General features: G+C 45.4%; 26 protein-coding genes. 17 read left to right on the forward strand and 9 right to left on the reverse strand.

Going from position 1 to position 25,860, the window contains the following annotated elements; all coding sequences use genetic code 11:
• Positions 1-300: 300 nt before the first annotated feature.
• The 3 genes from DEHRE_RS05065 to DEHRE_RS05075 all read right to left on the reverse strand — a co-directional run bounded on the left by DEHRE_RS05065 (position 301) and on the right by DEHRE_RS05075 (position 3,509).
• The gene (locus DEHRE_RS05065) at positions 301-1,827 is read right to left on the reverse strand and encodes a YifB family Mg chelatase-like AAA ATPase (RefSeq protein WP_025205374.1); all 1,527 of its coding nucleotides are present in this window, start codon (positions 1,825-1,827) and stop codon (positions 301-303) included.
• A gap of 168 nt (positions 1,828-1,995) precedes the next feature.
• The gene (locus tag DEHRE_RS05070; RefSeq protein ID WP_019225636.1) at positions 1,996-2,349 is read right to left on the reverse strand and encodes a YraN family protein; all 354 of its coding nucleotides are present in this window, start codon (positions 2,347-2,349) and stop codon (positions 1,996-1,998) included.
• A gap of 209 nt (positions 2,350-2,558) precedes the next feature.
• Positions 2,559-3,509 (reverse strand): M15 family metallopeptidase, encoded by a 951-nt coding sequence (locus tag DEHRE_RS05075; protein WP_019225635.1) that lies wholly within the window; start codon positions 3,507-3,509, stop codon positions 2,559-2,561.
• A gap of 186 nt (positions 3,510-3,695) precedes the next feature.
• Here DEHRE_RS05075 and DEHRE_RS05080 point away from each other — a divergent pair, with 186 nt between their 5' ends.
• From DEHRE_RS05080 to DEHRE_RS05105, 6 genes are all read left to right on the forward strand, one after another.
• Complete coding sequence (locus DEHRE_RS05080; RefSeq protein WP_025205375.1) at positions 3,696-4,637, forward strand: hydrogenase small subunit; 942 nt, start codon at positions 3,696-3,698, stop codon at positions 4,635-4,637.
• A gap of 121 nt (positions 4,638-4,758) precedes the next feature.
• The gene (locus DEHRE_RS05085; RefSeq protein WP_019225634.1) at positions 4,759-6,162 is read left to right on the forward strand and encodes a nickel-dependent hydrogenase large subunit; all 1,404 of its coding nucleotides are present in this window, start codon (positions 4,759-4,761) and stop codon (positions 6,160-6,162) included.
• Positions 6,159-6,731 carry a cytochrome b/b6 domain-containing protein gene (locus DEHRE_RS05090; protein ID WP_019225633.1) on the forward strand — a complete coding sequence of 191 codons (573 nt, stop codon included), beginning with the start codon at positions 6,159-6,161 and terminating at the stop codon, positions 6,729-6,731. The genes DEHRE_RS05085 and DEHRE_RS05090 overlap by 4 nt, the downstream gene beginning before the upstream one ends.
• 275 nt (positions 6,732-7,006) lie before the next feature.
• A complete protein-coding gene (locus DEHRE_RS05095; RefSeq protein ID WP_019225632.1) occupies positions 7,007-7,372 on the forward strand; it encodes an ArsR/SmtB family transcription factor in 366 nt (121 codons plus the stop codon).
• A 2-nt stretch (positions 7,373-7,374) separates the two neighbouring features.
• Positions 7,375-9,642 carry a heavy metal translocating P-type ATPase gene (locus DEHRE_RS05100; RefSeq protein WP_019225631.1) on the forward strand — a complete coding sequence of 756 codons (2,268 nt, stop codon included), beginning with the start codon at positions 7,375-7,377 and terminating at the stop codon, positions 9,640-9,642.
• A 36-nt stretch (positions 9,643-9,678) separates the two neighbouring features.
• Entirely contained in the window at positions 9,679-11,265 is a 1,587-nt protein-coding gene (locus tag DEHRE_RS05105; RefSeq protein WP_019225630.1) for a peptide chain release factor 3, read from the forward strand.
• 149 nt (positions 11,266-11,414) lie between these two features.
• Here the strand turns inward: DEHRE_RS05105 and ligD (DEHRE_RS05110) are convergent, their stop codons facing one another.
• Genes ligD (DEHRE_RS05110) through ku form a run of 3 tightly spaced genes read right to left on the reverse strand, consistent with a single transcriptional unit; the run spans position 11,415 to position 14,172 of the window.
• Entirely contained in the window at positions 11,415-12,305 is an 891-nt protein-coding gene (ligD, locus tag DEHRE_RS05110) for a non-homologous end-joining DNA ligase (protein ID WP_019225629.1), read from the reverse strand.
• Positions 12,302-13,243: a non-homologous end-joining DNA ligase gene (ligD, locus tag DEHRE_RS05115; protein ID WP_019225628.1), complete on the reverse strand. Its 942-nt coding sequence runs from the start codon at positions 13,241-13,243 to the stop codon at positions 12,302-12,304. Before ligD (DEHRE_RS05115) ends, ligD (DEHRE_RS05110) begins: the two co-directional genes overlap by 4 nt.
• Before the next feature lie 50 nt (positions 13,244-13,293).
• Positions 13,294-14,172 carry a non-homologous end joining protein Ku gene (ku, locus tag DEHRE_RS05120; protein WP_025205378.1) on the reverse strand — a complete coding sequence of 293 codons (879 nt, stop codon included), beginning with the start codon at positions 14,170-14,172 and terminating at the stop codon, positions 13,294-13,296.
• 283 nt (positions 14,173-14,455) lie between these two features.
• Here ku and DEHRE_RS05125 point away from each other — a divergent pair, with 283 nt between their 5' ends.
• The gene (locus DEHRE_RS05125; protein WP_019225626.1) at positions 14,456-15,409 is read left to right on the forward strand and encodes an NAD(P)H-dependent flavin oxidoreductase; all 954 of its coding nucleotides are present in this window, start codon (positions 14,456-14,458) and stop codon (positions 15,407-15,409) included.
• Positions 15,410-15,450: 41 nt separating this feature from the next.
• Here DEHRE_RS05125 and DEHRE_RS05130 read toward each other — a convergent pair whose 3' ends face one another.
• Positions 15,451-15,675 (reverse strand): alpha/beta-type small acid-soluble spore protein, encoded by a 225-nt coding sequence (locus tag DEHRE_RS05130; protein WP_025205380.1) that lies wholly within the window; start codon positions 15,673-15,675, stop codon positions 15,451-15,453.
• Positions 15,676-16,045: 370 nt separating this feature from the next.
• Between DEHRE_RS05130 and DEHRE_RS05140 the strand changes: the two genes are divergently transcribed.
• From DEHRE_RS05140 to DEHRE_RS05170, 7 genes are all read left to right on the forward strand, one after another.
• The gene (locus DEHRE_RS05140) at positions 16,046-16,708 is read left to right on the forward strand and encodes a C40 family peptidase (RefSeq protein WP_019225623.1); all 663 of its coding nucleotides are present in this window, start codon (positions 16,046-16,048) and stop codon (positions 16,706-16,708) included.
• 183 nt (positions 16,709-16,891) lie between these two features.
• A complete protein-coding gene (gene serA, locus DEHRE_RS05145) occupies positions 16,892-18,484 on the forward strand; it encodes a phosphoglycerate dehydrogenase (protein WP_019225622.1) in 1,593 nt (530 codons plus the stop codon).
• Between the two features lie 12 nt (positions 18,485-18,496).
• Positions 18,497-19,336 (forward strand): TIM barrel protein, encoded by an 840-nt coding sequence (locus tag DEHRE_RS05150; RefSeq protein WP_019225621.1) that lies wholly within the window; start codon positions 18,497-18,499, stop codon positions 19,334-19,336.
• A 344-nt stretch (positions 19,337-19,680) separates the two neighbouring features.
• The gene (locus tag DEHRE_RS05155) at positions 19,681-20,430 is read left to right on the forward strand and encodes a hypothetical protein (protein WP_019225620.1); all 750 of its coding nucleotides are present in this window, start codon (positions 19,681-19,683) and stop codon (positions 20,428-20,430) included.
• Between the two features lie 258 nt (positions 20,431-20,688).
• A complete protein-coding gene (locus DEHRE_RS05160; protein ID WP_019225619.1) occupies positions 20,689-21,105 on the forward strand; it encodes a hypothetical protein in 417 nt (138 codons plus the stop codon).
• A gap of 485 nt (positions 21,106-21,590) precedes the next feature.
• A complete protein-coding gene (locus DEHRE_RS05165; RefSeq protein WP_019225618.1) occupies positions 21,591-21,800 on the forward strand; it encodes a helix-turn-helix transcriptional regulator in 210 nt (69 codons plus the stop codon).
• Complete coding sequence (locus tag DEHRE_RS05170; protein WP_019225617.1) at positions 21,793-22,269, forward strand: DUF6773 family protein; 477 nt, start codon at positions 21,793-21,795, stop codon at positions 22,267-22,269. The genes DEHRE_RS05165 and DEHRE_RS05170 overlap by 8 nt, the downstream gene beginning before the upstream one ends.
• Positions 22,270-22,296: 27 nt before the next feature.
• Here the strand turns inward: DEHRE_RS05170 and DEHRE_RS05175 are convergent, their stop codons facing one another.
• The gene (locus tag DEHRE_RS05175; protein ID WP_242837043.1) at positions 22,297-22,836 is read right to left on the reverse strand and encodes a type II toxin-antitoxin system HicB family antitoxin; all 540 of its coding nucleotides are present in this window, start codon (positions 22,834-22,836) and stop codon (positions 22,297-22,299) included.
• Entirely contained in the window at positions 22,775-23,716 is a 942-nt protein-coding gene (locus DEHRE_RS05180; protein ID WP_019225615.1) for a DUF3102 domain-containing protein, read from the reverse strand. The genes DEHRE_RS05175 and DEHRE_RS05180 overlap by 62 nt, the downstream gene beginning before the upstream one ends.
• A gap of 208 nt (positions 23,717-23,924) precedes the next feature.
• Here DEHRE_RS05180 and DEHRE_RS05185 point away from each other — a divergent pair, with 208 nt between their 5' ends.
• The 3 genes from DEHRE_RS05185 to dprA all read left to right on the forward strand — a co-directional run bounded on the left by DEHRE_RS05185 (position 23,925) and on the right by dprA (position 25,819).
• Positions 23,925-24,149, forward strand: a complete 225-nt coding sequence (locus DEHRE_RS05185; protein WP_019225614.1) for a DUF1659 domain-containing protein — start codon at positions 23,925-23,927, stop codon at positions 24,147-24,149.
• 78 nt (positions 24,150-24,227) lie between these two features.
• On the forward strand, positions 24,228-24,476 hold the full coding sequence (locus tag DEHRE_RS05190) for a DUF2922 domain-containing protein (RefSeq protein ID WP_019225613.1): 249 nt from the start codon (positions 24,228-24,230) through the stop codon (positions 24,474-24,476).
• Positions 24,477-24,691: 215 nt separating this feature from the next.
• The gene (gene dprA / locus DEHRE_RS05195) at positions 24,692-25,819 is read left to right on the forward strand and encodes a DNA-processing protein DprA (protein ID WP_019225612.1); all 1,128 of its coding nucleotides are present in this window, start codon (positions 24,692-24,694) and stop codon (positions 25,817-25,819) included.
• The last annotated feature ends 41 nt before the right edge of the window (positions 25,820-25,860 follow it).

Below are 25,860 nucleotides of genomic sequence, written 5' to 3' on the forward strand. Positions count from 1 at the left end.
CAATGACGTATCCAATATTTCCAACTATTTTACTCTGATTCTTTCACCAACATAAATACGATGTCTGCGCTTTCTTAAATGGGGATTCAAATTTAATAAGATGATGACAGTCACGCCGTGCTGGCGTGCAATCTTAGATAAATTGTCTCCCTTGTGAACCTGATGATGCAAACGGATCACTCCTTTAACTGAACTATATATCCATATTATGGAGTGACCCAGATTGTTCGTGTATGTACATATGGATTATCTTTTGTAATTAAATTTATGATTATACTTTGCTGAACTTATTTGATTACTTCATTGATTCGTCTTCGTTCTGTCCAAAGCCCTGTACTGCAATGATTCGGCTAGATGTTCCGCCTGTATATTATCAGATTCGGCCATATCGGCGATCGTTCTGGCTACACGCAGGATACGGTCGTGGGCCCGGGCACTGAAGAGGTTTTTATCAAAAACTTTTTGCAGGAGGGATTCACCGGCGCTGTCCAATTGGCACAGCACTTTTGTTTCGCGACCGGTCATCTCGGAATTTGTCCGGCTTCCTTTTAATCTTTTTTGCTGGAGTTCTCTGACTTTGATCACCCGTTCCTGAACCATAACGGAGGTTTCCCGGTTATCCCCGCGCTTTAGCTCGCCATAGCTTAAACGAGGGACTTCCAGCTGGATGTCAAACCGGTCCAGTAGGGGTCCGGAAACCTTTCCGCGGTAGTGGCTGATTTGAAGTGGCGTGCAGGAACATTCCCGGCCATTCTCTCCAAAATAGCCGCACGGACACGGATTCATCGAAGCGATGACACAAATGCGTGTCGGAAACTCCATTCTGCCTCTCAGACGGATTAACGTCAGTTTTCGGTCCTCGAGCGGCTGACGGAGTGCTTCGAGGACTTCCCGGGAAAACTCAGGCAGCTCATCCAGAAAGAGAACACCGTGATTGGCCAGGGCAAGTTCCCCGGGCTTAATTTTCTGTCCCCCGCCGATGATTCCGGCAACTGTAGCCGTATGGTGAGGGCTGCGGAAAGGCCTTTGCGTAATCAGCTGCCCATTTCCCCGGATAATACCAGTCAGGCTGTGAAGCTGAGTCACATCAAGACTCTCCTCAACCGTGAGCGGCGGCAGAACCCCGGCAAATGCTCTGGCCAGCAGCGTTTTCCCAGAGCCGGGCGGACCAACCATCAACAGGTTGTGCCCCCCGCAGGCGGCAATTTCCAGTCCGCGTTTGACCTGCATCTGCCCGTGAATATCCGACCAGTCCACAGATACCTTTTCAAAGATTTCAGCAGAGGGCGGGGAAGGAATAACGGAAAAATGATCTTCTCCGTTCAGAATCCCCACTAACTCAGCAAGACTGATTACGCTTGCACTTTCTATTTCGGTTACAAGCCTTGCTTCGGCCAGATTCGCAGGCGGTATAATCAGGACTTGTTTTTCCGGCCCGCTTTTTAAAGCCAGCGCCATGGTCAGAACACCTGGTATCGGACGTAAAAGGCCTTCCAGGGAAAGTTCACCGGCAAAAACATAGCGGTTCAATACGGAGTTATTCAGTTCTTCCATGGCAGCCAATATACCCAAAGCGATCGGTAAATCCAGACCGGAGCCTTCTTTGCGCAGGTCTGCAGGAGCAAGATTAACTGTAATTTTTTTCAAAGGGAAATCGAAGCCTGAGTTTTTCAACGCTGACCGGACTCTGTCTCTGGCCTCTTTCACAGCAGTGGCCGCAAGGCCTACAATTTCCAGACAGGGAAGACCATTGGCAATATCCACTTCGACACTGACCGGCTGGGCTGAGAGATTGTCGACAGACATTCCGCTGACAGAAGCAAACATTTTTTTCACCTCAAAAACAAAATTCGCTTCTGACAGCAAATATCCTTCTATAAAGTTACATTAATGGATTAATATAGTTGAATTTTGGCGATATTTATGGAATCAGACAGAATGTCAGACAAAAACATTAGACAGAACATTAGACAGAAACGGAAAGAAAATAAGCATTTATAGTGCCCCTTGGATCCAGTTGAACTCGGGAACGCCTTCAGCCATGTTAATGGCGAAAATATCAAACCTGATTTGCGGCCATTGATGATAGTGTTGTTCCAGAAGATAATACGAGGCAATACTTTTAAGCCTTTGGATTTTCCAGAGGCCGATGCTTTCTTCTGCGGATCCCCGGATATTGGAGCTCCTCAGTCTGACTTCGATAAATACAATTGTTTTCCCATCCCTGGCGATAATGTCGATCTCTCCCTTGGGACAGCGATAATTGCGCTGGATAATGTTCAATCCGGCTTCCTTAATATGTTCCAAAGCCATATCTTCGCCCCGCTGCCCCAACTGTCTTTTATTCAATGTTTCAGGACCTCCTAAGAGTAAAAACTCCCGTACATATTCAACGTAACAGATCAACTTGTATATAATGATTAATATTACCAAAAATGGGATGAAATAGTAATGTATTATTTGTGAATAATTGTATCATGAAAGAAAAAATACCGCCAGGATGTTCACGATTCAGTGTTGTTCGCAATTCAGGTTGACTGAACGATAAGCATATAAAGCTACAGGCTTTCTTCAATCAGCCAGATATATTCCCAGGCTTCCTGGCTGCTTTGCAAACCGTCATACCATGGAATCCCCGAGACGGGTCTTTCGGAAAAATAACGCGCTTTCAGAATGATTTCCGGACGGTATTCGTAATGCATAATATCGAAATTTCCCCATTTGCCGCCCCAGATAAAACCATATTTTTCAAAGATAGCAGAGACCTCCTGGGGATAGGCATTAAGCCTTTTCTGACCTTCTTCACGGGTGGACCAGCGCCAATAATCGTATTTATTACTGTTAAGATCGATTGCGATACCGTAGGCATGGGAACTCAGCCTGTTTGTACCGCCGATCAGCCGGTAATTGAAAGCCCCGCTGCTTGGAAAAGAAGCAGCGTACACCTTATGGCTTTGGCGGGACAACGGAAGCAGTTCTTTCATAACCGCCTTTAAGGATTCTGCAGCTTTATTGTTCCCGTTAAACTCTACATACTTGTAGCCAATGCTGACTTTGATCAGATTGGACAGGATTGATTTCTTGCTCATTCCGTAGACTTCTTTCAGAAGCGGATAAACTCTTGCACAGCCAGGGTTGTAGTAATTAGGCAAAACTTCGGTAATCTTGGACAATGAGTAGAGCTGATCCATCATATCCTGGAGATCGGGGTTTCCCGATTTCTGCCAGGCGTTTTTTTCTTTTCTGTCATCATATAAGATTTTTTTCCCGGATTTTAAAAGGACATAGACCTCATTTCCGGATACTTTATCCACACCGGTAATGGTTTCGGGATAGGCCAGCATCAGACATAGAATATCCCTTTTCATTACGGCCTCATATTCCCAATCGGAAACTGGGGATACTGCGGCTGCGTTTACGGTTATTAAATGTCTATTCCAGATGATTTTGCAGCCTGTAATTAACAAGACAATCACAATCAGACTTAAGATAAATCGTTTAAAGTTCATGGCTCGTTCATCCTTCCGGGGAACCTTGAGAAAGGCTAATCATAATTATTTATGCCTGAACAAAACAGGATAGACCTGCAAATCTCGTATAGTGCAATAGCATGCGGTAATAATATTCTTTGAACTGAAAAAATCGCAAAGTATAAGATAACAGGGTACGAAAGACCGCAGAAGGGATGTAAGGGTATGGTGAATAAAGATGTTCCAGCAAAACCTCTCATTATCTGGCTCGGGACGAATACCTGTGCCGGCGACATGCTTTCCCTTCTTAATGCCAAGGATCCGGGCTACCAGGAGTTGATCAGCAGCATTGCAGAGCTTCGTTTTGATTATCTTTTGGGGGCGTCCGAAGGCAGTGATGCCATCAATGTTCTTGATGATCTCCAGAAAAATCATAAAGCGGCATACATCCTGGTGGTTGAAGGGAGCATCCCAACGAGATCCAATGGCCTGTATTCTGTGATCGGTTATCGGAACGGCAAGGCTTGGACGGCTTTGCAGGCAGTGCGGGAACTGGGTGCTGAAGCTCGTTACGTGGTTGCTGCCGGTACCTGCGCAGCGTTCGGAGGGATCTATGCTGCAGCTCCGAACCCTTCTAAATGTGTATCATTACAGGCTGCTCTAGACAGAAAAGTTATCAATGTGCCTGGATGCCCAATCAACCCCGAATGGATGATGGGCACTTTGAACCATTTAATTCAGTACGGTGAGCCAGCACTTGATGATTATAGCCGGCCCAAACTTTTCTATGGAGAAACAATCCATAACCTTTGCCAGCGGCGGGATTATTTTGACAACAGCATCTTTGCCGCTAAGCCGGGAGAACCGTGGTGCATGTATAAGATTGGCTGTAAAGGGCCGGTCACCTATGCAGATTGCCCTGTCCGCCAGTGGAACGGAGAGCATCTAAGCTGGCCGGTAAAAGCCAATACCCCTTGTATCGGCTGTGCCAGCCCGGAGTTTCCCGATGGAGACGTTCCATTCTTTGAACACTTACCAGATGTAAAGCTTCCTGGGATCAAAGTAACGGCAAATAGGGTGGGCCTATTGACAGGGGTTGTGACCGCGCTTGGTATTGGCGCTCATCTGTTAGGAAGCATCCTGACCGGCAGATTGCGGAAACACTGAAAAAGGATCTTCCAGGCGGAAGCAAGCCAAAAATCAAGGCTCAACTTAAAAAGGTCATAAGTAAGAAAACGGCAGGTAAAAGATTGTATGAAAACGCGAATAAAGGAAAAGGACTGACTTCATGAAAAAGATTGTCATAGGGCCGCTTACCAGGGCTAACAACTCCTGCGCCGTAGAGGTCACAGTTGAAGACAAAAAGGTGGTAGATGCCCGCTGCAGCGGGATCTTTTTCAGAGGATTCGAATTGATACTGCAAGGAAAAGATCCGCAGGACGCCGCGTACCTTACGGAAAGAATCTGCGGGATCTGTTCATCTCTGCATGGAGCAGCTGCCTCCTACGCCTTGGAAGACGCTGCCGGGATCAGACCGCCCCGCAATGCCAACATTTTGCGAAACCTGATCATCGGGGCAGATATGCTTCAGAATCATATCCGTCATCAGTATTTGTTTTCCCTGGTGGATTATTTGACTTTGCCAGAGAGGGCCCCTTTTGTTCCAGGTTATACCAAAGATAAGCGACTGAAAAAAAAGAAAAACGACGCGATGGTGCAGAATATGTATTTAGCGCTGGAAATAAGCCGCCTGGCTCACGAAATGGTGGCCCTGCTAGGCGGAAAAGCTCCGTTTCCTCATGGGATATTGGCTGGAGGGGCTACAGTTCCGCCTTCTGCCGATGTGGTCATGAATTTCCGGTCGAAGCTCCAAAAAATCAATCGGTTTATCCAGAGTCAGATGGTACCCGATGTATACATCCTTGCAGAAGCTTACAGTGATTACTTTGAACTCGGCCAAAGAACCCCAAATATGCTTGAGTACGGACTGTTTCCATGCACTGAGCAAGATCGGGGGAGATATTTTCCCGGTGGAGCAATGCTGAACGGCCAAATCCAGAAGCTTGATCTGGCGTTGATTAAAGAACATACGGCAAGGTCCTGGTATGCAGCAGAGTCCGGACCGCGAAACCCATCTGGAGGCCAGACAGTCCCTGAACGGGAAAAAGAAGACGCCTACTCTTGGATAAAGGCGCCCCGTTATTCCGGTGTGCCACTGGAAGGGGGACCGCTGGCCAGGCTCTGGATCAAAGGAGATTACCGAAAGGGCATATCGACGATGGACCGGATGATCGCCAGGGCACTTGAGGCCCAAAAAATAGGGGCCTTGATGGAATCCTGGCTCGATGAGCTTGAGCCGGAGGGACGCATATTCGTACCCTTTGAAGTGCCGAAAAATGCCGAGGGTATTGGCCTCACCGGAGCAATGCGCGGTCCGCTCGGACACTGGCTGCGGATTGAAAACGGCAGGATTGCCCAATACCAGATCATTACACCCAGTGCCTGGAATTTTTCGCCTCGGGATAATCAGAATTGCAGAGGACCGGTCGAGGAAGCGCTGATCGGAATTCCAATTGCGGATGAAAAACAGCCCATTGAAATCGGCCGGGTGATCAGGGCATTTGACATCTGCTCCTCTTGTTCGACGCATTTAATAACCACCAGAACATCGATCGGGGAGATCATGATATGAACTGGAAAAAGCAACGTCATTCAGGAACAGCCAGACTGCTTCACTGGGTTTATGCGCCAGCTGTATTGGCTTTAATTCTTAGCGGGCTTTACATTCACAGCCCATCGCGCGCTTTTGGTTTCAAACGGATGGACTCAGCCCGGAAGACACACGCCGTCGCCCAGTTTTTACTGTTGAATTCGTATCTGGCACGGATTTGCTACGGGATGAAAGACAAAAACTATAAAGAGATCATTCCGAACCGCAAGACCTTAAAGGCAATGCCCGGATTTTTAAAATACGAATTCTTCCTATCCGGAAAAAAGAAGAAGTATCCCAAATACAATCCAGGTCAGAAAATATTGATCACCTCGCTCGCAGGATTGATCCCGGTCCAAATTATTACCGGGATGGCCCTCTACTTTAAGCCCCTGCAGAGAGCGGTCAAACCGACAGGAGGATTAAACCCTGTACGCTGGCGGCATTATCTGGCGGCATTAATGACGGCCTCATCTGTATCCGTTCATCTTTATTTTGCTCTGACGAATGGCCTTAAAAAACTTAAATCAATATTTACAGGCTATGCGTAGATTCCGATTCAAAGAGCGTGGCGTTTGAACCCAAGGCAGAAAAGGCTAAAAAAGAATCATGCAGAGAATCGTACAAGGAAAAAATTAGAAAAGTAGAAAATAGAGAAGTAGAAAAATAGAAAAATAAATTGACCATAAAAAATATAAGGTATATGATAATATATGAACAAGTATTCAAGTATTCAAGTATTCAAGTATTCAAGTATTCAAGTATTCAAGTATTCAAGTATTCAAGTATTCAAATAAGCGTAATTGCAAAGGAGCGGTTTGTTTTGATGGAGGGGAAAGCGGAGAATTTGCGGTGTGACTGCCTGGTTATTCATGAAGAAATTGTCGGTAAGGTTAAAGAAGCGATGCCGCAGGAAGAAAATCTGTATGATCTTGCCGAACTGTTTAAAGTATTCGGTGATACGACAAGGATAAAAATTCTCTGGGCGCTTTCCGAAGCAGAAATGTGTGTCTGCGACCTGGCCTTTCTATTGGATATGACCCAGTCGGCAATTTCCCATCAGCTGCGGATTCTTAAGCAATGCAGGCTGGTAAAAAACAGAAAAGAAGGAAAAATCGTATTCTATGCGCTGGATGACGAGCATATCAAAGGCATTTTCAGCCAGGGAATGCTCCATGTCAAAGAAGGATAAGGATGCGTGAGGAGAAAAAAGATATGGCTATAAAAAGTCAGGAAGCAGTCATCCTGCTTGCCGGTCTTGGCTGTGCAAACTGCTCGGTTAAAATCGAACAGGAAGTAAGGAAGCTGGATGGCATAATAACTGCAAATATTGATTTTGCAGGCAGTAAACTCTATCTAGAGGTAAATGATTCTGAAAAAATCACAGATATTGCCGTCCAAATTGAAAAAATCGCTTCCGGGATTGAGGCCGGGGTAAGCATTACTGGGATCAGGTCCAAAGATATGGGTGCAGCCAGTAAAGAAGAGAAAACCACGGAACAAGAAAAACAAAAAGAACAAAAAGAACAGAAGGAACAAAGAGAACAAAGAGAACAAAAAAAACAGAAAGTTAATGCCGAGCTGTTTTGCTTTGTCATTGGAGCCGTTATTTTTGCTGCTGCGTTTCTGCTAAAATTGAAACCTGCCGTTGAAATTGTATTGTTTCTGATCAGCTATTTATTGGTTGGCAGTCAGATTATCTGGGCGGCGCTTCGGAATTTTGTCCGCGGCAAGTTTCTCGATGAAAACTTTCTGATGCTGATTGCTACAGTTGGGGCGCTGGCTATTCAGGAATATCCCGAGGCGGTAGCTGTGATGCTGTTCTACCGGGTCGGTGAATTTTTCCAGGACAGTGCTGTCAACCGTTCCCGCCGCTCGATCAGTGAACTGATGGATATTCGTCCGGACTATGCGAATTTAATGAAGGGAGATTCCATAAGCAAAGTGCCGCCGGAGGAAGTCAGGGAAGGCCAGATGATTCTGATCAAACCAGGAGAGAAAGTTCCCCTCGATGGCACAGTGCTTGTGGGCAGGTCTGTTTTGGATACCTCGGCGCTCACCGGAGAATTTATTCCGAGGGAGGTCGAAGCCGGCAGCAGCATTCTGGCTGGTTTTATTAATAAGACCGGGGTCTTAACCGTAAAAGTTACGAAGGTTTATGAGCAGAGCACGGTTGCACGGGTTCTGGATCTGGTGGAAAAGGCCACCTCTAAAAAAGCTAAGACAGAAAATTTCATGACAACATTTGCGCGTGTCTATACACCGGTTATTGTGCTCGGAGCTGCACTTTTAGCTTTTCTGCCCCCGCTGTTTATTGAGGGGGCCACGTTCAGCGAATGGCTGAACCGGGCTTTGGTCTTTCTCGTGGTGTCATGTCCCTGCGCACTGGTGATCTCCATTCCGTTAAGCTTTTTTGGGGGTATCGGAGGCGCTTCCCGAAACGGCATCCTGATCAAGGGAAGCAACTACCTGGAAGGCCTGAATCAAGTGCGTACGGTTGTCTTCGATAAGACTGGTACGCTAACTGAAGGTGTATTTGAAGTTACCGGAATACAAGTTGCTCAGGGGTTTGATGAAGATACTTTGCTGGAATATGCTGCCGCGGCTGAATATTTTTCAGGTCATCCCATTGCGGCCTCGATTTTGAAACGATACACCGAAGATGATACAAAAAAACTGAACACGAAGGGCATTGATCAGAAGGATATCCATCAGTACCAAGAAATACCAGGTTATGGCGTAAAAACAGTATATCAGGGAAAAGAAGTCATGGCCGGCAGCGCTAGGCTCCTGACTGAGGAAGGAATCTCCCTGACGCAAATACCCGAGGTTGGAACGATTGCCTATATCGCGATTGACCGTCAATATGCCGGCTATATCCTGATTACGGACAGAGTCAAAAAAGATGTTCAGGAGGCTTTGCGGGGCTTGAGACAGGCAGGGGTCAAGAAATTGGTTATGCTGACCGGAGACACGAAGGCGATCAGTGAACAGGTTGGACAGCAGTTGGGGTTTGACCAAGTTTACGCTGAATTGCTTCCCGATCAAAAGGTTGCTGTTCTGGAAGAACTGGAGGAGCAGAAGGAAAACGGCAGTAAACTCGTTTTTGTCGGAGATGGGGTCAATGATGCGCCGGTCCTGGCCAGGGCCGATATCGGGGTTGCCATGGGCGGACTCGGGTCGGATGCAGCGATTGAGGCCGCGGATATTGTCCTGATGACGGACGAACCTGCCAAACTGCTCGAGGCAATCCGGATTGCCCGGAAAACGAAAGGAATTGTCTGGCAAAATATTGGTTTTGCGCTCGGAATAAAGATAGGTGTCCTCATCCTTGGAGCGATGGGTGCCGCGACAATGTGGGAAGCTGTATTTGCTGATGTAGGCGTGGCTGTGATTGCGATCCTGAATGCAATGCGGGTGTTAAAGAAGAAAAAAGTTAAGGAATATGATATAGTAATATAGGCAAAAACACGCACGTAAAAAAGGAAAGGGAACTTGATGGAAAAGACGACGAACCAGAATCAGATTAAACCCAGAAGGACATTTGCAATTATTTCTCACCCGGATGCTGGGAAAACGACCTTAACAGAAAAGCTGCTGTTTTTTGGCGGGGCTATCCGGCTGGCTGGTACGGTAAAAGGAAGAAAAGCAGCCAAGTATGCAACTTCCGACTGGATGCAGATTGAAAAAGAACGTGGCATTTCCGTAACTTCGAGCGCCATGCAGTTTTCATATAACGGAATTCATATCAATATTTTAGATACACCCGGGCACGAAGATTTTAGTGAAGATACCTATCGCACGCTGATGGCAGCCGACAGCGCCGTCATGCTAATCGATCTGGTCAAAGGTGTCGAAGCCCAGACCATCAAGCTGTTTAAAGTCTGCCGGATGAGAGGCATACCGATTTTTACGTTTATTAACAAGCTGGACCGTTTTGGCAAAGACCCGCTGGATGTCCTTCAAGAGATTGAGGATGTTTTAGGCATTAATACGGTTCCTTTGAATTGGCCGGTCGGAATGGGAAAAGATTTCAGTGCAATCTACGACCGGCGGCATCAATGTCTGGAGCTTTACCGGGACGGCGAACGGAAACGGATTGAGGCGGGCGAACGCGGACTTGAAGATCCCGCTCTCAAAGACTGTCTCGAACCTGCCTTATATGATAAGCTTCGCGAAGATCTGGAATTATTGGATATTGCAGGGGATCCGTTTGACGAGGAAATGATTCAGGAGGGGATGCTGTCTCCGGTCTTCTTCGGCAGCGCGCTGAGCAGTATTGGCGTCCAAACTTTTCTGGAGCAGTTCCTGGAAATGGCGCCTGAGCCAAGACCGCAAAAAAGTTCGGTTGGCTACATTCAGCCGACCGATCCTCAATTTTCAGGTTTCATTTTTAAGATTCAGGCCAATATGAACCCGGCCCACAGGGACCGGATTGCGTTTATGCGGGTCTGTTCGGGCAGGTTCGAACGCGGAATGGCAGCCAATCATGTCCGAAGCGGCAAGAAGATCAAGCTTCCACAACCACAGCAGTTCTTGGCACAGGAACGCGATATCCTGGAAGAGGCATATCCCGGAGATGTGGTGGGTTTGTTTGATCCGGGCATTTTTCGGATCGGCGATACCCTGAGTGAGGAAGGGACCTTTGAATTCGAAAAGCTGCCGCAGTTTGCGCCGGAGTATTTTGCCAAGATTATCAATCTGGATTTTTCCAAGTACAAACAGTTTCAGAAGGGAATCAAGCAGCTGACGGAAGAAGGGACAGTGCAGGTCTTCCGGACCTTTATGGATGGGCCGGAGGAACTGATTGTCGGCGTTGTGGGAAAGCTTCAGTTTGAAGTCCTGGAATACCGCCTCGAAAATGAATATGGAACAAGAATTCAGCTTCATCATCTTCTGCATCATATGGCCCGCTGGGTCAGAAGCGACAAACTTGTTGATCCGGCCAATTTGCGCGGACTCCGTAATCTGTGCGTCAAAGATCAGGATGACCAGATGGTCGTTCTTCTTGAGGACGAATACTACCTGGACAGACTGAAGGATAAGTACCCGGAGATTACGTTCCATACATCCTCTAACGACTAGTATACCGTTCTCTAAATAACCAGACATTTAAACCTTCATAGCTGGGTCTGTGTGCCACAGTTCCAGCGTAAGCGGAGCATGAATGCGGAGCGCGGCTGTCTGTCATGATACATCCAAATTTTTACAATCTGCGAAATAAAGGTAAATGATTAAATTTTTTCAAGGATAAAGTCGAGATCTTGGCAGCTCCTGCTGTTCTGTCCATTTTTCAGCGGAGCAAAGAGATCTCCTTTATCTTTCAGCCTGCTGCTGATATTCAGCAGATTAAGATCCTGGGGTTTGACCCCGTGCCGCAGCTCCCCCCATTCCAGCGGAGCGGCAACGGAGGCGTAGGCCGTTGCCCTTGGAGAATAAGGACTGATGATGGTTTTACCCTGCCACATCTGCAGATAGTCAAAATAGAGCTTATGGCCTCTTTTGGCGACACTGCGCTCCAGGGTAATTTGCCGGGGGTATTTCTGGCTGAAATAAACCGCAAAAAATTCGTTGATTTTTCTGGCGGTATCGTAATCATACTTCCCGCCTGTCGGAATATGGATCTGAAGTCCGCTTGCCCCGGAAGTTTTGATATAGCTTGTAATCTGAAGCGCTTGAAGCTCTTCAAAAATCAGCAGGGCCGCTTCCGTGACATCCTCAAAGGTCTGACCTTCGGAAGGGTCCAGATCGAAAACCAGTGCAGAAGGATACTGATCCCTGTCATAGGGGTTAAATGGAATGTGGAATTCCAGACAGGCCTGGTTTCCGAGCCAAATGAGGATTGCTTCTGATGCTAAAATGATATACTGATTATCCCGCCATTCGATCGTCGGAATCCACCCAGGGGCATAATCAGGGATGTTTTTCTGAAAGAAGGACTTGCCCTGGAAACCATCAGGATAACGGATCGTCGTCAGTAGACGGTCTTTGACGTGAGGCAGAAGGTACGGGGCTAATTCCAGCAGGATTTTCAAATAATCAAGCTTGCGGATACCGAGGTCAGGCCATAATAATTTTTCAGGATTGGTTATAGTGAGCGTTTTGCCGTCAACTTCCAGGTTCATTCCGTGATGAATTCCTTTCCTTGGGCTTCAGAGGCAGGATCTTTGCTGAAACCAATAATTTTAGGGTGGCGGAGACTCCTGCTGTCTGTCCATTCCAGGAAACTTACCCAGCAGGTCAAGACCGGTTTGAGCCAGGTCGTATCCTTCATTTTTTTAAGGTTGTCGAACGGGCTGCTTTCCTGGGTATAATCCGAAGCGTAAGCCTTGAGAAGCTGGAAGTCTTTCTGGGCCAGTCCAAGACTCGCATTCCCGATGTAGAGGTACTGGTCTCCCTGGAAGATACCAAGCAGCAGTGAGTTTGGAAATTGCTCTTTCCAGGATAATCCGCCGACAATGGCCAGGATTTTTTTGCTGATTTTGGTTTTGAACCAGTCATTATGTTTTTTGCCAGCTTGGTAACGGCTGTTCTTTCTCTTGCTAACGATTCCCTCGTAATTTCTTTCTTTCATTAGCTTAAACAGAGCTGAACCGTCCGTAAAATCATCGGTAACCGTGATGTTGGAAGAAGATGACACCTTGGTCCGAAGAAGATCTTGTCTCTCTTCTAGAGGACGGTTACGCAAGTCTGTGCCATTAAAGAACAAAAGATCAAACAAGATGTAGCAGACCGGGTATTTTTGCTGATAGACGGGCAGATTAGAACTGTTTCTGAGGCGTTCCCGATTCATGATCAGATGAAAGGATGGTCTGTTCCCGGTATTGAAAACAACCAGTTCACCATCCAGTACGGCCTGATGGCCGTTCAGCAGTTTTGGAGCTATCTGGATTTCAGGATAGAAAGAAGTTCGCTCCCTGCCACTTTTGGTGTAGATCTGGACGCTGCCGTCTTCAATATAGGATAACCCTCTGATACCGTCCCATTTAATCTGGTGGATCCACGCATCACCTGTCCTGATTTCAGATGACAGCACAGGCTCCATTACTTCCAGCAGTTTCATAAAAATCTCCAGGCACATTAAGTTTGACGTCTATGGATAGATTAATATGTTTATTTTAGAGTTGACAAGGTACTAGCTTGCGGTTGTCTTTTTCTCTTCCTGGGCATCAGTATCCGGGTTGGTTTTTCTGCAGTCTTTGTTTTGCCCCTGGAAGGTTTCTTCTTGGTTTCTTTTAAACTGGCCTGAAGGGCTTCCATCAAGTCAATGACATTACGGTGGGGCGCTTCAGGTGCGACTTCTATTTCCCTGCCTTCAATCTTTTTGTTGATCAGCTCTCTCAGTGCTTCCCGGTAATTATCCTTATATTTTTCCGGCTCGAATGGTGCAGTTAAGTTGGTAATCAGCTGGGTCGCGATATCAAGCTCTTTTTCGTTGACACCCTGCTGCTCGCTGATTCCCGGTACCTCGCTGACGGGTCTTATTTCATCTGGATAGAAAATGGTTTCCAGGACCAGGACCTTATTGTAAACCCTTAAGGCAGCCAGCGTCTGTTTATTGCGGATAGTCATTTTAGCCAGGGCAATTTTGCCGGTATCATTCATGGACTGTCGCAGGAGATGATAGGCTTTGCCGCCGGTATCCTGCGGTGCTAGGTAATAGGATTTGTCGTAATAAATCGGATCAATTTCTGCAAGATTAATAAAATCAAGGATTTCAATTGACTTCTCTTCCACTTCAGATTTTAAGGCAATAAGATCTGTCTCATTGATAATAATAAAATGACCGGTTTCATATTCGTACCCACGAACGATTTCCTCTTCTTTTACTTCTTTGTTACATGTCGGACAATGCTTTTCATACTTAAGAGGGGTACTGCACTCCTTATGGATGTATCTGAAATGGATGTCCTTCTCTTCGGTAGCAGCAAACATTTTGATGGGAATATTGACCAAACCAAAACTTATGGAACCTTTCCACATTGTATGCATCCTGTTCAGCCCTCCATTTTTCAGATATAGGTAGTATGAACATTACGCGGTAAAAATATGAAAAAGCCTGATGTTGGTGGAACAGACAGAAAGAGCATGTATAGCGCTGAGTAATGAACTTGAATAGTGGCTCAAAAAGAGGTAGAATCAAAGAGAAAATTACTTTGAATATCAAAATAATTTGAAATTTGAAAATTAATTAATGAAGAAAACTGTTAGAAAGAATTAATGTTTGCAAAAATTATTCAAGAAATTGTTGAAGAAATTATTGGAGGGCTGTATTTTGAAGTTACCTGTGTTAAGAGTAGGAGGTCTGATCCCGAAGTATCCGATCATCCAGGGCGGGATGGCTATTAGAATTTCCACTTTTCAGCTGGCTGCGGCTGTGGCCAACGCTGGTGGAATAGGGATTATTGCTGCGACGTCTTTGGATGAAACTGAGTTAAAAGGTGAAATCAGGAAGGCCAGGGAGAAATCCAAAGGAATCATCGGAATAAATATTATGTTTGCAGCAACGCGTTTCAAAGAACTTGTCTGCGCTGCGTTGGAAGAAGGCATTGACCTGATTATCCAGGGAGCCGGTTTTTCCAGGGATATTTTTCGCTGGTGCGCTGAGGCAAAAACCCCTTTAGTCCCGATTGTATCGACGGCCAAGCTTGCCAGGATTTCTGAAAGCTTGGGAGCGGCAGCGGTCGTAGTAGAAGGGAAAGAAGCGGGAGGACATCTCGGAACAGATCAGTCCATGAGAATTCTTGTTCCTGAGGTCAAGGCGGCTATTTCTATCCCGGTCATTGCGGCAGGAGGCATTGTGGATACGGGAGATTTACAGGAGGCGTTTAGCCTTGGTGCTGACGGCGTGCAAATGGGGATCCGTTTTGCAGCCAGTGAAGAGGCGAACGGAGCACCGGCCCTCAAAGAAGCTTATCTGAGAGCAACGGCAGAAGATATTGTCATCATTCAAAGTCCCGTCGGGCTGCCCGGGAGAGCAATCCGAAATAAATTTACAGATGAAATCCTTTCGGGGAAAGTAAAATCCCCACAAATATGTGAGGGCTGTTTAAAAAAATGCACAGCAACTTTTTGCATAAAGGAGGCCTTGATCAATGCTCAACAGGGTAATTTGGATCAGGGACTGATTTTTTCAGGACAATATATTGAAAAGATAACTGAAATCCTACCTGCAGGGAAAATGATCAGTGATTTGGTTAAAGAATATGAGGAAATTGAGGAAATGTGATCATTTAAAGAAGAGGATGGAAACCATCCTCTTGATCAGTACTAGAGTCTTCCACCGTTGTTCACCATGTTACTTTCGGCAAATTCAATCATCTTTTTAACCATATTTCCACCGATTTTTCCGCCAATTTGACCGCCAATCCGGCCGGCATCCCTTGATGTGATGTCTCCGTTATATCCCTTGTTTAACTGGATGCCCAATTCATTGGCTACTTCATATTTGGCGTTGTTCAGATACTGCGCATATTCCTGCGGTCCGCTGTTCATGATACCCAACTCCTTGGAAACTTCATATTTTAGTTGATTCAAATCAGAATTTGATTTTCTCCCCAAACTAAATCACCTCTTTATATTTTTCTTATTTTAGTTTGTTCAATTCTACAACACAAATACGATGAAATGTTTTGCTATTCAGGCAAAAAAATGACAAATCTTTTTATGAGGAAGAATTACAGAAGAAGATAAAACAATGAAGAAAATAAAACAAAGGAAAAAAATGCAAAAAATATAAGAATGATATGAATGTGCAGACAACCTTTTTCTTTGCCTGGCCGGATAAAAAGCATAATCCATCTCCTTACTGCATAAAAAAATGATATAGACTGTCTGGATTTTATTTGGAAAGGAGTTTCGAATCATGCAAGTTGCGCTCCCTTTGGCAGAATCCAATCAGCCCACCTTCGTTCCAAAACAGGTGATTGGCCTAACAGCACTTCTACTGGCCGGAACTGCCGTAGTCCCCTCAAATCCTTATGCCCTGCAGGAAATTGCCTCCTTGCGTACTAAGATTACGGCAGCTCCTGCTAAAACGGTTGACGAAAGCCCTATGCAGACCGACAATATTAGAATCATGGAGGAAAAAGCTGGCGAGAGCAGCTTTTCTTGTGTAAATGTCAGTACCCTTTCCCTCATAGAAGCAAGCAAAGAAAAAGCAGAAATTCAGGCCGGTATCGTAGCTTCGGTACTAAACTGGAATGGGACTGCCTATAAATGGGGCGGCCGGTCGAGATCCGGTGTCGACTGTTCAGGGCTGGTTCAAAGAGTATTTCTTGAGAATGGAATTCAACTTCCAAGGACATCGTATGAACAATTCAGAGAGGGGGTCGGAATACCCAAAACAAGATTAGAACCTGGTGATCTGATCTTTTTTCATACCAACGGAGCCGGAGCAAGTCATGTTGGAATCTATCTCGGTGATAACAAGTTTATTTCTGCGGCCAAGCATTGCGTTCAGGTTTCTTCACTGGATGAACGTTACTGGGCGGAGCATTACCGGGGCAGCAGAAGAGTGATCGCATGACACTGAGGACAGTCAGCTGCCAAGTATGTTGATTCAAAAGACGGATTCTTGACAGAAGAATCAATAAACTCTATAATCAAAATAACCTAAAATTTAGGCAAATCGCTGCAAGGGAAGGTATTACCTCTCGTCTCCATGGGGATGGGAGGTTTAGTTTATTTCAGATACTGGGGGTAGAGTCAGATGAAGATTTTGGTGAATAACAAAGTGGCAGAGGCTGGAATTCAACTGCTGCGTGAAGAACATGACGTGGATACATATTGTACATTATCTCAGGAAGAACTGATCAAAATGATTCCGAAATATGATGCTCTGGTCATCAGAGGCGATACGATTGTCAGCAGTGAAGTCATTGAAGCCGGCAGGAATTTGAAAGTAATCGGAAGGGCTGGTCTGGAAGTTGAGCATATCGATATTCAGGCAGCCACAAAGCAGGGGATTGTTGTCCTGAATGCCCCTCAGGGCAACAGTGCTTCTTCCATTGAATATACCATCGGGATGATCCTGGCTCTGGCCAGAAGGATTCCTCAGGCTTATTCCTCTGTCAAGCGCGGAGAGTGGCAAAGACAGAAGTTCCTAGGAATGGAGCTGAAAGAAAAGGTCTTGGGCATCATCGGCCTGGGGCGGGTCGGCATGGGCGTGGCCAAGCGGGCCAAAGCGTTCGATATGAAAGTGATTGCCTATGACCCGTTTTTAAGTGATGATAAAGGCAGAGAGCTGGGGATTGAGCTGGTGGATCTGGATGAGATCTTAAGTAAAGCAGATTACCTGACACTGCATATTCCGGCGACAGTTGACACGCGCAATCTGCTGAATAAAGATGCGTTTTCCAAAATGAAAAAGGGCATCAAGATTATTAACTGTGCCAGAGGCGGAATCATTGATGAGGAAGCTTTGATCTGGGCACTGCAGGAAGAGATTGTGTCCGGGGCAGCTTTGGATGCGTTTGCTGAAGAACCTCTTCAGCCAGATCATCCGCTGGTGAAGATGGAGAATGTGGTCTGCACTCCCAGGATTGCCTCCCGGACGCAGGAAGCTGAAAACGAGGTTGCGGTTTGCGCAGCCCGCGGCGTGCTCGCTGCGCTGAGATCCGAACCGGTTTCAACTTCACTGAATATTCCGCCTGTATCAAGAGATGTCATGAATATGATCAAGCCTTACCTTCACTTGATGCAAAAAATGTGTGTTCTGGCTGTCAAACTGACTGAAGGAAGAATAAAAAACATTGAAGTCCGCTATAATGGAGATATCAGCACTGCGGATACCAAAATGCTGACGTTGGCAGCCATAAAAGAGGTCTTAAATCCAATCCTTCAGGAAGAGGTCAATATTGTCAACGCGCCTGAAGTTGCGAAAGAACGCGGCATAACCGTCAAGGAGATCAAAAGCAAAGAGGCACAAAGCTTTGTTGATCTGATCAGCATTACCGTTAAAACTGATTTGACTGAGCATAAGGTAGCAAGTACGCTTTTCGGCAAAAGTGAACAGCGGATTGTGGAGATCGACGATTTCAGGGTTGAAATAGATCCTTCGGGATGGTTCCTGCTTATCTCACATGAGGATTATCCGGGAATGATCGGCAAAGTCGGGACTGTATTGGGTGAGCATAACATCAACATTACCAGTATGCAGGTTGGCAAAATCAGTTCCATGAGCAGAAACATTATGATTGTTGGTATTCAAACCGAAGCCGATTCGGAAGTCATCGGCAAATTGAAAGAGATTAAGGGAACCGAAAATGTTGAAGAGATTTTCTTCAATAAATATCTGTCCTAAGGGGAGATCGGCATGAGCATCAAGTTTGGCACGGCCGGAGTGCCTTTGTCTTCCGCGGAAACATCCACCGAGGCCGGAATCCTAAGAATCAGGGAACTTGGAATGGATGCGATGGAAGTCGAGTTCGTTCACGGGGTCAGAATGAAGGAAGATAAAGCGTTAAAGACCGGGGGAACTGCGAAAAAAGAACGCGTATCCCTGTCTTGTCATGCGCCTTACTATATCAACCTGAACTCCAGTGAAACGGAAAAAATTGAGGCAAGCAAAACAAGGATTATTCATACTGCCAGGATTGGCAGGATACTTGGGGCCGGAAGCATCGTCTTTCATCCGGCATTTTATTCCGGGGATACTTCGGCTACCGTCTTAGCCAGAGTAGTCAAAGAACTCAGCGATGTCCGGCAGGAACTTGATCAGGAAGGCAATCAAGTCATCCTGAGGCCTGAAACGACAGGCAAACCCTCCCAGTTTGGCGATCTCGGTGAAACGATCAAAATAGCGCAGGAGGTTCCGGGTGTATTGCCCTGTATTGATTTCAGCCATCTGCATGCCAGAGCCAATGGTCAATTCAATAGCTATGACGAGTTCTGCGCGATTCTTGAGCAGACAGCCGAAGGGCTTGGTGAGAAGTGGACAAGCAATGCGCATTTCCATATTTCCGGGATTGAATATGGTCCGAAAGGCGAAAAGAGACATCTCGTTTTGCAGGAAGCTGACCTGAAATACCGGGAAATCCTTAAAGCCTGCCTGAGCTTTGGCATCCAGGGAACCGTGATTTGTGAAAGTCCGAAGCTTGAGGAGGATGCTCTGATCCTGCAAAAGACCTATCAGGAGCTAAAGGCGGAGCATTAACGAAGAATTTATTTGACCGTTTTGATAGGCTTAATTGCTTATAGGCAGACATATTGAAGAACAGAACTTAGGACGCTTACAGCCGTTTAGGGTATCCCCTGGACGGCTGTATTGTTTTGTTCACCTGCATATTGTTTTTTGAATCCAGGTTAATGTATTCTTTTGGACTTATGCAGAATACCACTATGATGATCAAATTTTGTTGAAAATAGATAAATAAGCGCAATAGCATTTACATATATTTGATAATATGGCAATATATGAGATATTGATATTTATTGGAGGTGATATATGTAATATTAAAGAATTTAATCAAAAAGCAATTTTTTAAGGAGGAGAATAAAATGTTTAAAGCAAAAAGGATGTTATGTCTTGTTCTGAGCTTATTAATGTTGATTTGTTTTACTATACCGGTTTATGCAATCGAGTCAACAAATAAAGTTATTCAACTTTCGCCAGATGCACAAACAGAAAAAATACTGGATAATGTTGAATTAATTATTAACACAGACAGTGCAACGTTAACTGTAAAGGATCATAAAGAGAAAGATGCAGGGCTAGAATCTTATACCGTTACCATTGACAAAGAAAATAATACGTATAAAGCTAGGAAAGCAACAGGTAAAGAATTAGAAAAAATTACAAGCACAATTGAAAGGAACAGTCCTTCTTCTAAGTCTTGTTTATCCAGTCGAGGATCATATTCTTTAAGAGTTGCTGCAACAACATTTGATCCTCCTGGGTATGTTCTATGCCAAACTTATAATGAGTTATATTGGTATAATGAAGGGACTACTAGTTATTTACAAAGCAGATATGAAGACTATTATGCGGCTAATCCATCACCTCCTGGTACACATTGGTACTGTAATGGTCTTTATTGGACAGGCTTAAGTCAGGGGGTGCCTTCAGTAACTAGCTCAAATACTGCTGATTTTTATAACTGGGACTTCATGTTACCTAATTATGCAACATATGTAAACCATAGCATAACTTGTCAAGGTGGTTGGAATGGGAGTGCTTATTATACGGCTTCAACTACAAGGAGTGGAGAGGATTATTTTTTATTAAGCTTTAATTACACGACATATTAACTTTGGGTTTAATTGATGTATCTAAATATTTTACCAAAAACCTTCATTTATTGGAGGTTTTTGAATATAAACAATTGTTTAATTAATATTTCTTTCGGATTCAGCATTGAGTAAACTGATCGTAACAGAGTTGTTAAAACCGTGGTCTTGAATCATAAGAAAATTATTTGATTCAATGTCGGCTATTCACGACAATATTGGAGTATAATCAATTAACATTTTTTTATTTTTCTTTTCAATTTACGAGGAGGTAAGTCTATGAAGTTTCCCTCTTATCGAATACAAAGTAATTATTATCAGAAAGTTGGAGCTTTATTTGGAATTTGTGGCTCGGTAATATCTATTACATTATGGGTATTTATTATCTTTTTTGCGAAAGGACAACATACTTCGAAGCTATACATAATAACCCAAATTCTACCTGGGATTGTAGGGATAGTATCTTCTGTTTTGAAAAAAGTATGGCCTTTAATCATAGTATTCTTAATCTTATTGCCATTAGGTTTATACATGACAATGACCCCTAGTATTTTTAGGTATTTTGGATTAGCTCTAGCTTTTTATCTGTTCTCGATTATATTACTATTGGCTGGAAATAGGATAAGAAAGAAAAAGTTACCTGAATTTGAAGATCAAGATATCGTAATAGAACAAAATAACGATGATATTCATTAGAAATCTTGACTTAGGGAAATAATGTAATTCCGACTATACCGCACCCCGTTGTCAAGACACATTTTGAAAATCTAAGGGAACACTGATTTAATCGACTGTGTCGCAGAAGAATAGTAAATTCAGGCGGAGGTGTTAGCAAATAATTTAATAAACCTAATTATCAAAATCAACTAACCGATGAAAGCATACACTATAGATCAGTACCAGATGTTTCATTTTTTGGTGATGCCTCTAAAGGTGTAACTATATATTGCAGTAAATACGTAACAGTGAAAGTTATGCAGCGTCCCCTTTGGCGTTTACGGATGGCCTAATGCTGCGGCCATGGATGCTTTTGCAATGTTTTGCTCCTTACAGCGTCTTACATGGAATGAGTCCACTAGGACCAGTTTGAATACAGCCGATGTCATACTGCACATTAATAATTGTAATGTATATTTGACATTTATTAATATATATATTATTCTTATCTTGGAGGCGATGACATGGGTAGAAACATTAAAATCAAGGTTGCCCGCGCGGAGCTGGATATGACACAAAAGGCTCTGGCAGAGCAAGTTGGAATATCAAGGCAAACGATGAACGCCATCGAACAGGGCGAATATAATCCGACGATCAAGCTGTGCCGCGCCATCTGCAAAGCGCTGGGGAAAAGCCTGGATGAACTGTTTGGAGAGGAGAATGAAAATGCCTAAAAACCTTCTGGATGAAATGCAGGAACAAAGATTACTGAAAATAGAGCATTACGGTGTATGGTTTTGCTTTTGGGCGCTGGGGGTGGCAATCATTGTTCAACAATTGTTGGGTTTGCCGTTTGTCCAATATGCTGGGGAGATGATCATTTTCACGATCCTTGCTGTGTATCTGCTGGTTAGCTGCCTGAAAGCGGGGATATGGGACCGTCATTTGCGGCCCACGCTCAAAACGAACCTGATCATCAGCACGATTACGGCGATCGTGTTCAGCTCGGTAGTGACAGTCATGAAATATATCAGATATGAGGCTTGTCGCGAAAACCTATTTCTAACGTTGGGGATATTTGTCATTATAGCTGTTCAACTCTTTATTTTATGCTTTATCGCCTTGTGGCTGACCAGCCGCATTTATAAGAAAAGAAGAAATTGCTTGGAGGATAACTGCGAAATAGAGAAAAATGATCGATGAAATTACAGCCCGTAGATAGATTGTAAATTAAAACGACCCGTCTTCATTCCCGAACACTTCAGATAAATCATGAGCGTTTTCAGGCAGCATGTCAATCCCCAGCTTTTCCCTCAATACCTCCCGCATGTTCTGCACAGACATCGGCTCGTCTTTTTTCCCTAATTGGAAAAGCCAGCTGGGAAACCCGATGACTTTTCTGGCGAATTTTGGGCCGAACATTCTCCGGTACTCCGGCAGACCGGCCGCTACCTGAACAACGACAGCGTCCGCCGCGATTTCCCAGCCTGAAGTATCTGAAGCTTCTGGGATGTGCTCATACGCTTTGTCCATCCTATATAAATGATACTCCAGCCTGGGACCGGCCCAGTAATAGGCCTGGATAAAATCCTCTGCTTCGAAGCCGCAACCCGGCAAGTCCGGGAAAATAACCATATATTTGCCACTTATTTTATCTGGCTCAATAATGGCCGGGAAAACATATTTGCTCTTCATCTTCCACCATTCTTTACTGCGCATCTCCGCCGGGGTGAGCTTGCCTGCTCCACGTCTCGTCTTTAAGCCATACATTTAGAAGATCGTGAACTTTATTCTTATAAATGATGTACGCCTCCTTGTCACTAGGGGCGATCTGGAGCAGCTTATGCTTTACTTCCTTCATGGTTTGATCCAAGTTTTCACAGAGGAAGGCGATATGGTTGGCCCTGACTTTGAGCGACGTATTAATAAAGTTTGTTTTCATTCGCTCGTAGCCCTTGGCGGCTGAGCTTTTTTGGAGCGATTCCAGCGAATCATTCAGCTGTCTGGCCGTTTTAGCGAGTTCTTCTTTGGACGTCTTGACGTTCTCCAATTGGACCTTTAGATTGGCGAGTTCCGCTGTCAGCCCGGTGATGATACCGCTTTGGTCTTCCAATGCTTTCTGGAGATCTGTGTTCTCCTGCAGGGCTAGGTCTTTTTCCTGTAAGGCCTGGTCTTTTTCTTGCCGGGCCTGCGTCCGTTCCTTGACCGCTTTTCTGAGTTCCTGATTCGTCATGCCTTCGACATCCAGATCGACGATGAATTGCGCCCGTTCCTCCTTCGGGATACCTAAAAGAAGCACCGCCTGGCTGTAGTTCAAATTCGGATCCGGATCCGAATTTGAGGAGGTAAGCTGTCCGGCTCCGTACTCTGTGAAGATACGCATCAGTTTATTGGCCCGGCTCTGGGAGAAATCGACCGACTCCTCCAGCCACTTGCCCCATTCTCCATGCTTAAGCAGGCCCTTGGCCTCCGTCAGCCGCCTTCCAATCTCGACAGCGGCGGCAAGGTAGATCCTCTCCGTCTGGTATTTGATCATGTTAATTTCAGCCGCAATGACATGCGGCGTGCGTTCGCTGATGATATCTGTTGCTGTATTAGATACTGGATTAGTTACTGAATTAGTTATTGGATTAGTTACTGGATCAGTCATGATATCCACACTCCTTGGGGCTGATTTCACTCATAGGATACGTGGCCAGGCTTAAAAGTGTGACAAGCTCAGTCGTCAGACTTTTTATTTTAGGAAAGTACCTTTTTTATTTCCCCAAATCTTTAACATTGGACAATCTTTCTCATAGTATATAAGGTCGGGAACGAACAAGCCCGGCTTATCATACTGTTGAAGGGAGGGATGAACCATGGCAGTGACAGAAATAACGTTGGATTCGATCGTGTCAACAAAATACCAAACCGGGACTTTGCCGGCAGGCGGCCCGGTGACCCAGAAGAAAAGCCTGAATTATGTGAAGCCTACTGCCACGAGTCAAGACATCTATGATGTTGTAGCGGCTCTATCCAGTCTGAGCCAGTATCCGCTGCTGAATGTTGTGCTCAGCAAAAACTGGGAGCTTACGAATGAATAAGCAGCGGGAAATCTATCTGAAAGACTAGCTAGCTAAAGTGTGAATGCCAAGGCGATTGTCAAGGCAAATCTTTAGGAGGTGATTGAAATCGCGATTATTACAAGCAAGGTGTTAAAGCTAACGTTTCTTACCACCGGCGGCAAATCCTTCATTATTTCCGTCCCCCAGCCGAGGGAGAACCTGACGCTGGCTGAGGCCCAAACCGTGATGGAAACGGTTATAGCTAAAAATATAATTAACAGCTCCAGCGGTGAACTGGCCGCGATACGGGATATACGGGTGATTGACATGACTACTAACGATCTATACGATCCACCGGTAGCGTAAGCAATTTACCCATAGAAAAGGAGGCGCCTTTTGAACTGTACCCAGTTCTTAAGGCGCTGCCCCTTTCTTCGTTCTCTTCATTCCCAAACATCCCAGATAAATCATGAGCGGCCAACTTACCCTCGTTGATATCCTGGATGGACAAAATGATACAAAATGAATGCTTTAGGCAGGAAAAATATGGAATATGTAGAATCGCTGTTGTTGGAGGGATCATGATGAGGATAATTCAGGAAAAAATCTTTCGAGCAAGTATTTTGACCATTTCAGGGATAGGTAGTCAAAGACTGCGTCAGCTGATAGCCTATTTTGGGAGTGCTGCTGAAGCTCTGGAAGCGCCTGCCGGTGCTTTTTCCGAGTTAGTCCATCTCGTTTGGGTGCAAGAATTTCTGCAGCACAGAGCAGAACTTGATCCTGGAGCGTTTCAGGAAAGACTTCGGAGGGAAGGTATATCCTTGGTTATGCCGGGAGAGTCAGCGTACCCATATTTACTGGCCGAGTGTCCGGATGCGCCTGCCGTGTTGTTTTACAAAGGTGTGCTTCAGGCTCAGCAGGAGGGAATAGCGGTAGTGGGTGCGAGAAAGGCTTCATCCTATGGCAAAGCGGCGGCATCTTTTTTAGCCGGCGGGATTGCCGGAGAAGGTTATGCTGTGGTCAGTGGTCTGGCCCGAGGCATTGACACGGCGGCGCATCAAGGGGCGCTTGAAGCTGGTGGAATCACGTGGGCCTTTATGGCCGGAGGACTCGATACGATCTATCCACACGAAAATACGAAGCTCGCAAATTCCATCATTGAAAAAGGCGCACTATTAAGTGAGTATCCACCGGGTATTCCGCCCGAGCCAGGACAGTTTCCGGCCAGGAACAGGCTGATCAGCGGTTCGTCCCGCGGCGTCATTGTGGTCGAAGCAGCTGAAAAAAGTGGCGCGCTGATTACAGCTGACTGTGCCCTGGAACAGGGACGGGAGGTGTACGCTGTTCCAGGTCCGATCTTCAGCGAGCTAAGCCGGGGAACACATCAGCTGCTGCGGATGGGCGCAAAAGTAACGGAGGACATGAGGGATGTACTGAGCGAACTGGCTCCGTTCACACCCGAAAGCAGGCTAGCAGAAGTTCCAGCATGTCTAGAAGGAATGACTCGGGTAAGGTCTAAGGGAATGATGCAAACAGAATCGAAATGGGCTGAAATCCTGGGGTGCTTAAGCGATGTCCCGCTGCATATTGACCGGTTGGCTGTCTTATGCCGGCTTCCGGCTCAGGACATTGCACTGGGACTGCTGGAGCTCCAGCTTGCCGGAGAGATTTTGCAGCTGCCAGGCCAGCATTATGTCCTTCAACGTTAAAAATGCTATTCATTTTTATAATATTTTGTTTTACCATTGTG

Source organism: Dehalobacter restrictus DSM 9455 (assembly GCF_000512895.1).
GTDB classification, from domain to species: Bacteria; Bacillota; Desulfitobacteriia; order Desulfitobacteriales; family Syntrophobotulaceae; genus Dehalobacter; species Dehalobacter restrictus.

Bases quoted from the DNA above. Each gene is read 5' to 3' on its own strand.
- DEHRE_RS05065 (WP_025205374.1), bottom strand. From the start codon at position 1,827: ATGTTTGCTTCTGTCAGCGGAATGTCTGTCGACAATCTCTCAGCCCAG.
- DEHRE_RS05075 (WP_019225635.1), bottom strand. From the start codon at position 3,509: ATGAACTTTAAACGATTTATCTTAAGTCTGATTGTGATTGTCTTGTTA.
- DEHRE_RS05080 (WP_025205375.1), top strand. From the start codon at position 3,696: ATGGTGAATAAAGATGTTCCAGCAAAACCTCTCATTATCTGGCTCGGG.
- DEHRE_RS05085 (WP_019225634.1), top strand. From the start codon at position 4,759: ATGAAAAAGATTGTCATAGGGCCGCTTACCAGGGCTAACAACTCCTGC.
- DEHRE_RS05090 (WP_019225633.1), top strand. From the start codon at position 6,159: ATGAACTGGAAAAAGCAACGTCATTCAGGAACAGCCAGACTGCTTCAC.
- DEHRE_RS05095 (WP_019225632.1), top strand. From the start codon at position 7,007: ATGGAGGGGAAAGCGGAGAATTTGCGGTGTGACTGCCTGGTTATTCAT.
- DEHRE_RS05100 (WP_019225631.1), top strand. From the start codon at position 7,375: ATGCGTGAGGAGAAAAAAGATATGGCTATAAAAAGTCAGGAAGCAGTC.
- DEHRE_RS05105 (WP_019225630.1), top strand. From the start codon at position 9,679: ATGGAAAAGACGACGAACCAGAATCAGATTAAACCCAGAAGGACATTT.
- ligD (WP_019225629.1), bottom strand. From the start codon at position 12,305: ATGAACCTGGAAGTTGACGGCAAAACGCTCACTATAACCAATCCTGAA.
- ligD (WP_019225628.1), bottom strand. From the start codon at position 13,243: ATGAAACTGCTGGAAGTAATGGAGCCTGTGCTGTCATCTGAAATCAGG.
- ku (WP_025205378.1), bottom strand. From the start codon at position 14,172: ATGCATACAATGTGGAAAGGTTCCATAAGTTTTGGTTTGGTCAATATT.
- DEHRE_RS05130 (WP_025205380.1), bottom strand. From the start codon at position 15,675: ATGAACAGCGGACCGCAGGAATATGCGCAGTATCTGAACAACGCCAAA.
- DEHRE_RS05140 (WP_019225623.1), top strand. From the start codon at position 16,046: ATGCAAGTTGCGCTCCCTTTGGCAGAATCCAATCAGCCCACCTTCGTT.
- serA (WP_019225622.1), top strand. From the start codon at position 16,892: ATGAAGATTTTGGTGAATAACAAAGTGGCAGAGGCTGGAATTCAACTG.
- DEHRE_RS05150 (WP_019225621.1), top strand. From the start codon at position 18,497: ATGAGCATCAAGTTTGGCACGGCCGGAGTGCCTTTGTCTTCCGCGGAA.
- DEHRE_RS05155 (WP_019225620.1), top strand. From the start codon at position 19,681: ATGTTTAAAGCAAAAAGGATGTTATGTCTTGTTCTGAGCTTATTAATG.
- DEHRE_RS05160 (WP_019225619.1), top strand. From the start codon at position 20,689: ATGAAGTTTCCCTCTTATCGAATACAAAGTAATTATTATCAGAAAGTT.
- DEHRE_RS05165 (WP_019225618.1), top strand. From the start codon at position 21,591: ATGGGTAGAAACATTAAAATCAAGGTTGCCCGCGCGGAGCTGGATATG.
- DEHRE_RS05170 (WP_019225617.1), top strand. From the start codon at position 21,793: ATGCCTAAAAACCTTCTGGATGAAATGCAGGAACAAAGATTACTGAAA.
- DEHRE_RS05175 (WP_242837043.1), bottom strand. From the start codon at position 22,836: ATGTATGGCTTAAAGACGAGACGTGGAGCAGGCAAGCTCACCCCGGCG.
- DEHRE_RS05180 (WP_019225615.1), bottom strand. From the start codon at position 23,716: ATGACTGATCCAGTAACTAATCCAATAACTAATTCAGTAACTAATCCA.
- DEHRE_RS05185 (WP_019225614.1), top strand. From the start codon at position 23,925: ATGGCAGTGACAGAAATAACGTTGGATTCGATCGTGTCAACAAAATAC.
- dprA (WP_019225612.1), top strand. From the start codon at position 24,692: ATGATGAGGATAATTCAGGAAAAAATCTTTCGAGCAAGTATTTTGACC.